Annotated in this window: 12 protein-coding genes; 4 read left to right on the top strand and 8 right to left on the bottom strand. The window is 71.3% G+C overall.

Annotated features, from left to right (window positions below):
• Window positions 1-92 precede the first annotated feature (92 nt).
• The 3 genes from ABZ490_RS16150 to ABZ490_RS16160 all read left to right on the top strand — a co-directional run bounded on the left by ABZ490_RS16150 (window position 93) and on the right by ABZ490_RS16160 (window position 3,544).
• Entirely contained in the window at window positions 93-1,034 is a 942-nt protein-coding gene (locus tag ABZ490_RS16150) for a sucrase ferredoxin (protein WP_358989732.1), read from the top strand.
• 162 nt (window positions 1,035-1,196) lie between these two features.
• Entirely contained in the window at window positions 1,197-2,867 is a 1,671-nt protein-coding gene (locus tag ABZ490_RS16155) for a sensor histidine kinase (RefSeq protein WP_358989734.1), read from the top strand.
• Window positions 2,864-3,544 carry a response regulator gene (locus ABZ490_RS16160; protein WP_358989736.1) on the top strand — a complete coding sequence of 227 codons (681 nt, stop codon included), beginning with the start codon at window positions 2,864-2,866 and terminating at the stop codon, window positions 3,542-3,544. The genes ABZ490_RS16155 and ABZ490_RS16160 overlap by 4 nt, the downstream gene beginning before the upstream one ends.
• A gap of 21 nt (window positions 3,545-3,565) precedes the next feature.
• Here the strand turns inward: ABZ490_RS16160 and ABZ490_RS16165 are convergent, their stop codons facing one another.
• The 3 genes from ABZ490_RS16165 to ABZ490_RS16175 all read right to left on the bottom strand — a co-directional run bounded on the left by ABZ490_RS16165 (window position 3,566) and on the right by ABZ490_RS16175 (window position 6,401).
• The gene (locus tag ABZ490_RS16165; protein WP_358989738.1) at window positions 3,566-4,621 is read right to left on the bottom strand and encodes an ABC transporter substrate-binding protein; all 1,056 of its coding nucleotides are present in this window, start codon (window positions 4,619-4,621) and stop codon (window positions 3,566-3,568) included.
• Between the two features lie 111 nt (window positions 4,622-4,732).
• Window positions 4,733-5,596 carry an ABC transporter permease gene (locus ABZ490_RS16170; RefSeq protein WP_358989740.1) on the bottom strand — a complete coding sequence of 288 codons (864 nt, stop codon included), beginning with the start codon at window positions 5,594-5,596 and terminating at the stop codon, window positions 4,733-4,735.
• Window positions 5,586-6,401, bottom strand: a complete 816-nt coding sequence (locus tag ABZ490_RS16175) for an ABC transporter ATP-binding protein (RefSeq protein ID WP_358989742.1) — start codon at window positions 6,399-6,401, stop codon at window positions 5,586-5,588. Before ABZ490_RS16175 ends, ABZ490_RS16170 begins: the two co-directional genes overlap by 11 nt.
• Before the next feature lie 161 nt (window positions 6,402-6,562).
• Here ABZ490_RS16175 and ABZ490_RS16180 point away from each other — a divergent pair, with 161 nt between their 5' ends.
• Window positions 6,563-7,255: a response regulator gene (locus tag ABZ490_RS16180; RefSeq protein WP_358989744.1), complete on the top strand. Its 693-nt coding sequence runs from the start codon at window positions 6,563-6,565 to the stop codon at window positions 7,253-7,255.
• Window positions 7,256-7,269: 14 nt separating this feature from the next.
• Here ABZ490_RS16180 and ABZ490_RS16185 read toward each other — a convergent pair whose 3' ends face one another.
• The 5 genes from ABZ490_RS16185 to ABZ490_RS16205 all read right to left on the bottom strand — a co-directional run bounded on the left by ABZ490_RS16185 (window position 7,270) and on the right by ABZ490_RS16205 (window position 11,860).
• Window positions 7,270-8,862: a cation acetate symporter gene (locus tag ABZ490_RS16185; protein ID WP_358989746.1), complete on the bottom strand. Its 1,593-nt coding sequence runs from the start codon at window positions 8,860-8,862 to the stop codon at window positions 7,270-7,272.
• Window positions 8,859-9,428: a DUF485 domain-containing protein gene (locus ABZ490_RS16190; RefSeq protein WP_358989748.1), complete on the bottom strand. Its 570-nt coding sequence runs from the start codon at window positions 9,426-9,428 to the stop codon at window positions 8,859-8,861. The genes ABZ490_RS16185 and ABZ490_RS16190 overlap by 4 nt, the downstream gene beginning before the upstream one ends.
• 79 nt (window positions 9,429-9,507) lie before the next feature.
• Window positions 9,508-10,191 (bottom strand): response regulator transcription factor, encoded by a 684-nt coding sequence (locus ABZ490_RS16195; RefSeq protein WP_358989750.1) that lies wholly within the window; start codon window positions 10,189-10,191, stop codon window positions 9,508-9,510.
• Window positions 10,188-11,339, bottom strand: coding sequence for a histidine kinase (locus tag ABZ490_RS16200; protein WP_358989752.1), 1,152 nt, complete (start codon window positions 11,337-11,339; stop codon window positions 10,188-10,190). Before ABZ490_RS16200 ends, ABZ490_RS16195 begins: the two co-directional genes overlap by 4 nt.
• Window positions 11,336-11,860: a DUF1453 domain-containing protein gene (locus ABZ490_RS16205; protein ID WP_358989754.1), complete on the bottom strand. Its 525-nt coding sequence runs from the start codon at window positions 11,858-11,860 to the stop codon at window positions 11,336-11,338. The genes ABZ490_RS16200 and ABZ490_RS16205 overlap by 4 nt, the downstream gene beginning before the upstream one ends.
• Between the last annotated feature and the right edge of the window lie 11 nt (window positions 11,861-11,871).

Genomic DNA, 11,871 nt, shown 5'->3' on the forward strand with positions numbered 1-11,871 from the left:
GGCCGCCCGCACAGCCCCGCCCCGAGGACTCCACAGCGATCCACAGGCACTGCGGGAGGTGCGGCGCGCCAAGTCAGGTTAGGCTCACCTCTGTGAGTACGTGCGCGACCGACTCGCGGAACCTCGGCGAGCCCATGCCCGGAACCGCGGCCACCGCCTCGACCTGGCTCCTGCTGGAGCAGGCCGGTCCGTGGGGTGCCAAGGCGCTCACCTCGAGCCACCTGGACCCCGTACTCGGCCGAGCCCTGGAAGCGGCCGCGAAGGACACGGGTGTGCGGATCGCGCTCATCCGCCGCCCGGGCCGGCACGCCGACCCCGGTATGCCACCGCCCGTACGGCATGTGTACGCGGCCCACACCGCACCGGGGAACGCCTGGCTGCACACCGCCACGACCACCGACCCCGCGCGGCTGCTCGACCTCGACTTCGCCGCGCTGGGCCGGGGCGAGCACCGCGGCTTCGACACGGCGCTGCGCGGCGGCCCGCACACCGGTGATCCGCTCGCCCTCGTCTGCACCAACGGCAAGCGCGACCGCTGCTGCGCCCTGCTGGGCCGCCCGCTCGCGGCCGAGCTGGCCGCCTCGGGTGTCCAGGGCGTGTGGGAGGTCACTCATCTGGGCGGTCATCGGTTCTCCCCGACGGTCCTCGTCCTGCCGCAGGGCTACGTGTACGGCCGCGCCGAGGCCCACACCGTCAAAGAGGTCCTGCACGGCGTCCAGGAGGGGCGGGTCGTCGTGGACGGCTGCCGCGGGCGTTCCGCCTGGGAACGGCCCGGACAGGCGGCGGAGCTGGCCGTGCGCCGGGCGACCGGCGAGGACCGCGCCGAGGCGCTCGGCATCGTCCTCACCACCGGCGGGGCACCGCGCTGGGAGGTGACCGTCGCCCACACCGACGGGCGCCACTGGCGGGTCGTGGTGGCCCAGGGCGCGTCCGAGCCGCCCCGCGCGGAGAGCTGCGGGGCGTCGGTCCTCGGTTCACCCGCGCGGCTGGACGTCGTGGCGGTGCGCGAACTGGCGGTGGCGGGGGTCGGCTGACGCGGCCGCGTCCACAGGTGGTCCCGGGTTGATCCCGGGTTGATCGCAGGCCTCGCGGGGCCCGGCCGAACCGTTTCCTCTTGAGCCGGCCAAGAGCCGGTCAAGAGATCCACACCACACACCCCTACGGCTGCACCGCCCCGCCCACGTACCGTCTTGGGTATGAGCCCCTCTCCCCCCGCCCGTCGCCTGCGCCTCGGCATGCCCCGGCGCGTCTTCTCGCAGGTGCTGCTGATGCAGCTGGCGATCGCCGCGGGAGTCGTGGTGCTCGCGACCGGCCTGTTCCTCGCCCCGCTCAGCAATCAGCTGGACGACCAGGCGATGCGCCGCGCCCTCGCCATCGCGCAGACCACGGCGGCGGTCCCCCAGATCGCCGAGGACCTGCGACGGACCCCGCCCACGGTCGACGGCCCGGTGCAGCGCGAGGCGGAACGGATCCGCAAGGCCAGCGGCGCCGAGTACGTCGTCGTCATGGACCTGAACGGCACCCGCTGGTCGCACACCGACCCCGACGAGGTGGGCGGCCATGTCTCGACGGATCCGAAGAAGGCACTGGCCGGCCAGGACGTGATGGAGATCGACAGCGGCACCCTGGGCCGCTCGGCCCGCGGCAAGGTGCCCCTGCGCGACAGCGCCGGCGACATCGTCGGGGCGGTCTCGGTCGGTATCGAGTACGACAGCGTGCGCGCCCGACTGATCCATGCGATCCCGGGCCTGTTCGCCTACGCCGGCGGTGCGCTCGCCGTGGGCGCGCTGGCCGCCTGGCTGATCTCCCGAAGGGTCCAGCGGCAGACCCGTGATCTGGCCTTCTCCGATATCTCGGCCCTGCTCGCGGAGCGTGAGGCGATGCTGCACGGCATCCGCGAGGGCGTCGTCGCGCTGGACCGGAGCGGCCGGGTCCGGCTCCTCAACGACGAGGCGCAGCGGCTCCTGGGCATCGGCGACGAGGAGGTGGGCCGCTCCCCCGACGAGGCGCTCGGCGAGGGACGTACGGCCGACGTCCTGGCCGGCCGGGTGACCGGCACCGACCTGATCGCCGTACGCGGACAGCGCGTCCTGGTCGTCAACCGGATGCCCACCGACGACGGCGGTGCCGTGGCCACCCTGCGCGACCGCACCGAACTGGAGCAGCTCGGCCGTGAGCTCGACTCCACGCGCGGGCTGATCGACGCGCTGCGCGCCCAGGACCACGAGCACGCCAACCGGATGCACACCCTTCTCGGTCTGCTCGAACTGGAGATGTACGACGACGCCGTGGACTTCGTCGGGGAGGTGGTCGGGGACCACCGCGTCACGTCGGAGCAGGTGACCGAGAAGATCGAGGACCCGTTGCTCGCCGCGCTGCTGGTCGGCAAGGCGACCGTCGCGGCCGAGCGCGGGGTGGCCCTGTGGGTGTCCGACGGCACCCGGCTGCCGGACCGGCTCGTCGACCCGCGCGGGCTGGTCACGGTCGTCGGCAACCTCGTGGACAACGCGCTCGACGCCGTCGCCGGCACTCCGCACGCGCGCGTGGAGGTCGAGCTGCGCGCGGAGGGCCGTACCGCCGTCCTGCGCATACGGGACACCGGCCCCGGCATCCCCGCCGAGCAGCGCGAGCTGGTCTTCACCGAGGGCTGGTCCACGAAGAAGCCGCCCGCGCACGGCAAGCGCGGCATCGGACTCTCGCTGGTGCGCAGGCTCGCGGAGCGGCAGGGCGGCAGCGCCGCGGTCGGCGAGGCGGTCGGCGGTGGCGCCGAGTTCACCGTCGTCCTTCCCGAGGCGCTGGCCGGACCGGACCTGGAACCCGCGTTGACCGCATCGGTGAACGGCACGGTCGAGGAGGAGGCGCGATGATCGAGGTCCTGGTCGTGGACGACGACACCAGGGTCGCCCAGGTCAACGCGGCCTATGTCGAGAAGGTGCCCGGCTTCCACGTCGCCGGCGAGGCCCACAGCGCGGCCGAGGCGCTGCGCCAGCTGGAGCAGCATCCGCGCCTCGACCTGGTCCTGCTCGACCACTACCTGCCCGACGAGACGGGCCTGGAGGTCGTCCAGGAGATGCGGCGACGCGGTCACCAGACCGATGTGATCATGGTGACGGCGGCACGGGACGTCTCGACCGTGCAGGCGGCGATGCGCCACGGCGCGCTGCAGTACCTGGTGAAGCCGTTCAACTTCGCGGGCCTGCGCGCCAAGCTGGAGGCGTACGCCGACCTTCGTCGCACGCTCGACGGCGGCGGCGAGGCCGAACAGGCGGACGTGGACCGTATCTTCGGCGCGCTGTCCGCCCCCTCGGAGCCCGGGCTGCCCAAGGGGCACTCCCCCACCACGGCCGAGCTGGTCCGTCAGTCCCTGATGAACGCCGAGGGGCCGCTGTCGGCCCAGGAGATCGCCGAACGGACCGGGGTGAGCCGCCAGACCGCCCAGCGCTATCTGAAGCTCCTGGAACGCACGGGGCGGGCCCGGCTGACCCTGAAATACGGCGACGCGGGCCGCCCGGAACACCGTTACGTGTGGGCGACCCGCGCCTGAGGGCACGGCGGGGCGGGGCCGTCAGCCGGCCGCCTTCTCGACGAACTCCGTGGTGTAGGTCTTGCTCAGGTCGACGTCGGCGTTCTGGATGGCGGGGTTGAACGCCTTGAGGACCTTCTCCACGGTCTCGGGTCCCTGCTCGGGCATCACGCCGTCCTTGGTGAACATCGGCAGCGTGCTCTTGATGGCCACCGCGTACAGCGTCTTGTTGCCCTGCGAGTAGTCGGCCGGCATCTTGTCGGCGATCTCGCTGGCGCTGTGGGTGGACATCCACTTGAGCGTCTTGACGAATGCATTGGCCAACTTCTGGACGGTGTCCTTGTGGCTGTTGACCCAGTCGGTCTGCATGTACAGGCTTGACGAGGGGTACGGCCCGCCCAGCGCCTCCATGGATCCCTGCGGCGTCCTCATGTCGATGAGGACCTTGCCGGCCTTCTTGTCCAGGATGTTCGCCACGGTCGGGTCGGTCGTCATGCCCGCGTCGATGGCGCCCTGCTCCAGCGCCGAGATGAACGTGGGACCGGCGCCCACCGCGACCGGGGTGAACTCGCTGACCTTCACGCCGTTCTTGACGGCGAGGTACTTGGTGAGGAAGTCGGTCGAGGAGCCGAGGCCGGTCACACCGAGCTTCTTGCCCTTGAAGTCCTCGGGCGAGGTGATCTTGTCCTCCGCCTTGGTGGAGACGATCTCCACCTCGCCGGGCGCCTGCGAGAACTGCACGACGGACTCGACGGCCTTGCCCTTCACCTGGAGGTCGAGCGTGTGGTCGTAGAAGCCGACGGCGCCCTGGACCTGGCCGGAGACGAGCGCGGTCTCGGCCTGCACACCGGCCGGCTCGCTCAGCAGCTCGACATCGAGGCCCTCGGCGTCGAAGTAGCCGAGGCGCTGGGTGAGCATCGCGGGCAGATAGATGACCTTGTCCAGGCCACCGACCATGATCTTGACCTTCGTCCCCTTGCCGTCCCCGCCGGAGCCGGTGGAGGCGGTGCTCGCCGCGTCGTTGGCACAGGCGGTGAGGGAGGAGAGGGCGAGCAGGCCGGCGGCGGCCAGGGCGGCGTGTCTGGCGGAGAAGCGCATGGCGGGTTCACGTCCTTGTGAGAGGGGTGGTGGTGCGGGGTGGGGCGGCCGGGATCGGCGAGGACCGTTCGCGGGCGGCTGACGGAGCGACCGAGGCGCGCTCGGCGGGCCTCAGCTGTCGGAGCCCGACGGCTTCCAGCGGAAGATGCGCCGTTCGGCGAAGGTGAGCAGTCCCTCGGCGACGAGTGCCACGACGGCGAGGATGACCATCGCCGCGTACACACCGGCCGCGTTGAACGTGCCCTGGGACTGCGCGACGAGCAGGCCGATGCCCTTGGTGGCGCCGATGTACTCGCCGACGATCGCGCCGATGAGGGCGAAGCCGAAGCTCACGTGGAGGCTGGTGAAGATCCAGGAGGTGGCGGAGGGGATGACGACCTGAAGCGTCACCCTGCGGTCGCTCGCCCCGAGGATGCGGGCGTTGGCGACCAGGTTGCGGTCGACCTCGCGGGCGCCCTGGAAGGCGTTGAAGAAGACGGGGAAGAACACCAGGACGACGGCCGAGGCGACCTTGGAGGCGGGGCCGAGTCCGAACCAGATGACGAAGATCGGCGCAAGGACGATACGGGGGATCGAGTTGAGCACCTTGATGTATGGACCAAGGACATCGGCGAGGAAGGTGATCCGCCCCAGCGCGATACCGCACACGACACCGGCGATCACACCGATGACCCAGCCGAGCAGTGCCTCGTAGAGCGTGTACCAGATCTGTTCGCCGAGGGAGCCGAGCGCGGTCCCATGGGTGATCCAGGTCCAGATCTGGTCCCAGATCTTGGAGGGCATCGAGAAGTTGAACGGATCGATGGCCTTGGCCCGGGAGAGCGCCTCCCACAGGGCGAGGACGAGCACCAGGAGCAGGACCCGGGAGGCTCCGACGACGATCTTGCGTCGGCGGGCGGCCCGCGCGCGCGAGTGGGCGCGATCCGGCGCCTTGACCGTGTCCGCGACGGGGGTACTGAGGACGTCAGGCGACATGGGCGGCACCTCTTTCGCGGGTGATGCGGACCTCTTCACCGAGGGACTCCCAGATCTCGCGGTAGATCTCGATGAACCGCGGCTCCAGACGCACCTTCTCGACCTTGCGAGGGCGCGGCAGGTCGATGTCGAAGACCTGCTTCACGGTGGCCGGCCCCGCGGTCATGACCACGACCTTGTCGGCCAGCGCGATGGACTCCTCCAGGTCGTGGGTGACGAAGACGACCGAGGCGCCCGTGCCCTCCCACAGCTCCAGGAGCTCGTCCGACATCAGCGCCCTCGTCTGCACGTCGAGTGCCGAGAACGGCTCGTCCATGAGCAGGATCTCGGGGTCGTTGACGAAGGTGGCGGCGAGGGCGACGCGCTTGCGCTGACCGCCGGAGAGCTGGTGCGGGTAGCGGTCCTCGAAAGCGGCGAGCCCGACCCGGGCCAGCCATTCGCGGGCCTTGTCCCTCGCCTCCGCCTTGGGAACGCCGCGGAAGCGAGGGCCCGCCATGACATTGGACAGGACCGTGCGCCAGGGGAAGGTGGCGTCCTGCTGGAAGACGAAGCCGACCTTGTCGCCGACCCCGCGCACCGGCTGCCCGGCGACGAGGACCTCGCCCCGGGTCGGCTCCTCCAGGCCGCTGACCAGGGTCAACGTGGTCGACTTACCGCAGCCGGTGGGGCCGACGACGGCCACGAACTCACCGCGCCCGACGGTGAGGTCGAGGTCCCGGACGGCCGTGTGCAGGCCTCCCGAGGGGGTCCTGAAGACCTTGCTCGCGCCCCGCAGCTCGATGGCGGGGCTGGTGTGTGCGCTCATGGCCGGGGACGGTAGATGTGAGCCGGGACACGGCATCAGCCTTGTGGGCGCATGCGCTTCTTTTGCTTGCAAGAGGCTGTTGTGCTCTTTTTGCGCGCGCTACAACAGCGGAGCCGAAACATGGGCTTAACGCCCAGCAGGCCTTGAGGGAAAGAGGCCCGATGATTGACGTCCTGGTCGTGGACGACGACTTCCGCGTCGCCGAGATAAACGCCAAGTACGTGGGGAAGGTTCCCGGCTTCCGGGTGGCCGCCCGCGCGCACAGTGCCGCCCAGGCGCTGGCCACCGTGCAGCGCGGAAGCATCGACCTGGTCCTGCTGGACCACTACCTCCCCGACGGGACGGGCCTGGAGCTGGTGCACCGGATGCGGGAGCAGGGCCATGGCACCGACGTCATCATGATCACGGCAGCGGGTGACGTCACGACCGTGCAGACCGCCATGCGCCTGGGGGCCCTGCACTACCTGGTGAAACCGTTCACCTTCGCCGCGCTGCGCACCCGGCTCGACTCCTACGCCGCGCTGCGCCGCACGGTGGACCGGGTCGGCGGCCGGGGTGTCGCCGGCCAGGAGCAGGTCGACCGGATCTTCAGCGCCCTGCGCACCACCCCGGTCCCGTCCTCCCCCGGCCTGCCGACCGGCCACTCGGAACCGACCACGGACCTGATCTGCACCGTCCTGCACCGCGCCGACCACCCGCTGTCGGCCCACGAGGTGGCCGCCGAGACCGGCCTGAGCCGCTCCACCGCCCAGCGCTACCTCCGCCATCTGGAACAGGCCGGCCGGCTGCGCCTCTCCCTCAAGTACGGCGACACCGGCCGCCCGGAACACCGGTACGCGTGGGTGGCGCCCTAGCCGCCGCGCCCCGGTCAGACGGCGCCCGCCCCCGTCAGCGACCGCACCTCGGTCTCCGCGTGCTTGGCCTCGTCCGGGGTCTCGGCCGAGGTGACCGTGCCGAGCCAGCCCGCGAGAAAGCCCAGGGGGATCGAGACCACGCCGGGGTTCTGGAGCGGGAAGTACTGGAAGTCCACACCGGGGAAGAGCGACTCGGGGCTGCCCGACACCACCGGCGACAGCACCACCAGCGCCAGCGCCGGCACCAGTCCGCCGTACACCGCCCACACCGCGCCCCGCGTGGTGAAGCCGCGCCAGAACAGGGAGTACAGCAGCACCGGAAGGTTCGCGGACGCCGCGACAGCGAACGCCAGACCCACCAGGAAGGCGACGTTGAGATCACGGGCCAGCAGCCCCAGGGCGATCGCGATCACCCCGATGCCGACGGCGGCGATCCGCGCCACCGCCACCTCGCTGCGCGCCTTCGCCCCGCGGGGGCGCAGCGAGGCGTACAGATCGTGCGCCACCGACGCGGAGGAGGCCAGCGTGATCCCGGCGACCACGGCGAGAATCGTCGCGAACGCGATCGCCGCCACGAACGCGAACAGCACCGTGCCGCCCGTCGAGTCGGCTCCGCCGCCCAGGTCGAGCGCGAGAAGCGGAACCGCGGTGTTCCCGGCCACGTTCGAAGCGCGCACCGTCTCCGGTCCGAGGATCGCCGCCGCGCCGAACCCGAGGACGATCGTCATCAGATAGAAGCCGCCGATGAGCCCGATCGCCCAGACCGTGGACCGCCGGGCGGCCCGCGCGGTCGGCACCGTGTAGAAACGCGACAGGATGTGCGGCAGCCCCGCCGTGCCCAGCACCAGCGCCAGACCGAGGCTGATGAAGTCGAGGCGGGCGGTCCAGTCCCCGCCGTACTTCAGCCCGGGCGCGAGGAACGCGGCGCCGTGACCACTGCGCTCGGCCGCCGTGAGCAGCAGCCGGTCGAAGTCCCCGTGGAAACGCACCAGCACGAGCACCGTGAGGGCGATCGTGCCGCAGAGCAGGAGCACCGCCTTCACGATCTGAATCCATGTGGTGGCCCGCATCCCTCCCAACGACACATAGATCACCATCAGCGCCCCGACCCCGATGACGGCCCACGCCCGGGCCGCCTCACCGGTGTTCCCCAGCAGCAGCGCGACCAGGCTGCCCGCACCCACCATCTGCGCCACCAGGTAGAGCACGGACACGGTGACCGAGGAGGTCCCCGCCGCGATCCGCACCGGCCGCTCGCTCATCCGGGCCGCGACGACATCGGCGAGCGTGAACCGCCCGCAGTTGCGCACCAGTTCGGCGACGAGGAACAGCACCACCAGCCAGGCCACGAGAAACCCGACCACGTAGAGCAGCCCGTCGTAGCCGAAGAGGGCGATGAGACCCGCGACACCGAGGAAGGAGGCGGCCGACATGTAGTCGCCCGCGATGGCAAAACCATTCTCCATCGGGGAGAACAACCGCCCTCCCGCGTAGAACTCCTCCTCCGATCCCTGCCGGTTGCGGCTCACCCAGGTTGTGATCCCCAGGGTGACCGCGACGAAGGCGCTGAACAGCGCCAACGCCAGCGCCTGATGGTGTCCGGTCACGACGCTCCACTCCTCGCCCCGCGCGTCAGTTCCTGTGTGTCCCAGCGCAGTTCGAGCGCCGCGCGATCCCGGCGCAGCCGCGCGTGCCGCGCATACGCCCAGGTGAGCAGGAACGTCGTGAGGAACTGACCGAGCCCCGCGATCAGCGCCACGTTCACCGCGCCCACGACCGGCCTCGCCATGAACCCCGGCGCGGCCGTCGCGGTCACGACATAGCCCACGTACCAGAGGAAGAACCCCGCGCACGCCGGCCCGACGAACCGCCGGTAGCGACTGCGTACTTCCTGGAAGGCGGCACTGCGCTGCACCTCGAGATAGACCTGCGCCGCCGCCACGGCCCCGTCCTCCCGCTCCCGGCGGGCCGCCGGCACCTCGGTCCCGCGGGTGCCCGCCGGAGCCGTCGCCCCCTGCTCGCCCCAGCCCGACGCGAGCGCGTCGTACCAAGGGTCCTCGTAGCGCACCTCGCCCGGCGCCTCGACGAACTCCGGGCCCCGGCCGTGATGGTGCGCGCCGGATCTCTCAGGGCCGTCCCCGCCGCCGCGGGCACGGCCATCACTTGACTGCATGCCCAAGGATGGACAGATCGGGTAGACCCCCGGTTCCCCTTCCCCGCCTGCTTCACCCCATCAGGTGACGAAAGGCCACTCATCGCGTAGGCGGCCGGACCAGCCCCTTTGCATATGCGTAACGCACCGCCTGCGCACGGTCCTTGAGCCCCGTCTTGGTGAACATGTTGTTGATGTGGGTCTTCACCGTCGCCGTGGACACCTGGAGCCGTCGGGCGATCTCCTGGTTGCTCAGGCCGTCGGCGATCAGCGTCAGCACCTCCGTCTCCCGTGTGGTGAGACCGTCCGGCGGAGCGGCGGGGGCGACCGGTTCAGGATCGGGTGCCGAGAGTCGCTCCAGCAGCCGCCGCTGCACACTCGGCGACAGCCCCGCGTCCCCGGACAGCACACTGTGCACGGCCCGCACGATCTCGTCCCCGCCTGCGTCCTTGGTGAGATATCCCCGCGCCCCCGCCTGCAGTGCCGGGAACAGGGACTCGTCGTCCGCGTACGTCGTGAGCACCACGACCTGCGTCCCGGGGTGCTCGGCCCGGATCCGCCGGGTCGCCTCCACCCCGTCGCAGCGCGGCATCCGCAGATCCATCAGCACCACGTCCGGGGCGAGTTCGGCGACGAGCCGCACGGCCTCGTCGCCGTCGCCGGCGGCCCCCACCACCTCGACTCCGGGCAGCAGCCCGAGCAGCATCACGATGCCCTCCCGGACGACGGTCTGATCGTCCGCGACCACCACCCTGGCCGGCTTCCGCTCCGCCGTCTCCGTCATACCGGCACCCTCAGCGTCACCACGAACCCTTCCTCGTCCGGCCCGGCCTCCAGCGACCCGCCCAACAGCTCGGCGCGCTCGCGCATCCCCAGCAGACCGTACCCGCCGCCGGCCCCGGCGAGTTCACCCGGCGAACCGCCCGAGTCCCGCACGTCCAGCATCACTTCACGGGGTCCGTACTCCAGCCGCACCCTCACCTCGGCGCCGGGAGCATGCTTCCGGACGTTGGTCAGGGCCTCCTGGGCGACCCTGCGCACAGCCTGCGACGCCTCGGCCGACAGTGCTCTGCGATCACCCGCAACGGTGACCCCGGCACCGTCGGCCGACCCGACGAGGTCGGTCAGGAAGTCCTCGAGCGGAGTCAGATCGCCGCGCAGCGCGGACAGGGCGTGCCGGGTCTCGTCCAGGCCGTCGCGGGCCATCCCACGGGCCGCCACCACCCGTTCGAGGATCTGCTCGCGGTCCGCGCCTCTCTCGATCAGCAGCCGGGCGGCTTCCAGATGCACCAGTTGCGCCGAGAGGCTGTGGGCCAGCACGTCATGGATCTCCCGGGCGATCCGGGCCCGCTCGGCCAGCGCGGCCGACTCCGCCTCCGCGAGCCGCGCCGCGCGCTCCTGGGCGAGCAGGCGCTGGGCGTTGCCACGGGCTTCTGCGTCCAGGCGAAGGGTGTACCCGGCGAGAGCCATCCCGCCGACCGTCGCGGCCGTGGTCAGCCATACGTCGTTGTTGACCGCGGCGTACGAGGCGAGCGCGACCGAGGCGACGGGCAGCGCCGCCGCCAGCGGCATCCGCTCCAGCACCGCGATACAGCAACCGCACCACACGACGAGGGCGGGTTCCCGGAATCCCACGGCCTGGGCTGCGACGGCGAGCCCCAGCAGGAGGAGGATCAGCGCCATCGACGGCCAGAACCGGTGCTGGAGCGTGGTCCGCCAGAAACACCAGGCCAGCCCGCCGGTCACCAGGACTCCCGCGGCTCCGGCCACCGCGACCCAGCCGTGCACCCGGCTGTTGTGGAACGCGCCCCACAGGAGGATGCCGAGCAGCAGCAGCCGCACCACCCAGGCGAGCAGGCGCCGGGGGGTCGTCGTGCCCTGCCGGCTCAGCGCTTCCCGAGAGGGCCAGCGCATCCAGGCGTTCTCCGTCACACGCGCTCCTTCCACGTGGCCCGGACCGTCCGCTCACCGTACGCCGTGCCGTACTCAGGACTCCGGTCCAGACGCTGCGCGCGCCGGATCAGGATCCCGGAGCGGACCAGCAGGGTGCCCGCCAGCGCCAGCAGCAGGGCCGAGCTGTCCTGGCGGACGCCGAACAGGGCGCCCAGGGCGAACAGACCCACGCGCAGGCCTATGCCGAGGATCAAGACGCCCACGCTGGCTCTGGTGCTCTTGCTCCACACCGCGCCGCCGGATTCCACCCACATGCGGGTGGTCCAGGCCCAGCCGGCTCCCGCGGCAAGACTGACCAGCAGTTCCGCACCGAGGATCAGGGACGACGCGAGGAAATGATGGGCGTCCAGCAGGTGGTGCTCGCGCAGGGCCACGACGGCCAGGACCGCCGGGAGGAGCCACCAGCGCCGGTCCGTGTCGACGCGGCGCGCACGGAACTGGCGCACGATCACCAGCGCGGCGACCGCCACGATCACCAGTGCGTCGATCAGCCCGGACATCACGGCCTCCG

Origin of the sequence: Streptomyces sp. NPDC005811, from assembly GCF_040630405.1 — a bacterium.
Classification (GTDB): Bacteria; Actinomycetota; Actinomycetes; order Streptomycetales; family Streptomycetaceae; genus Streptomyces.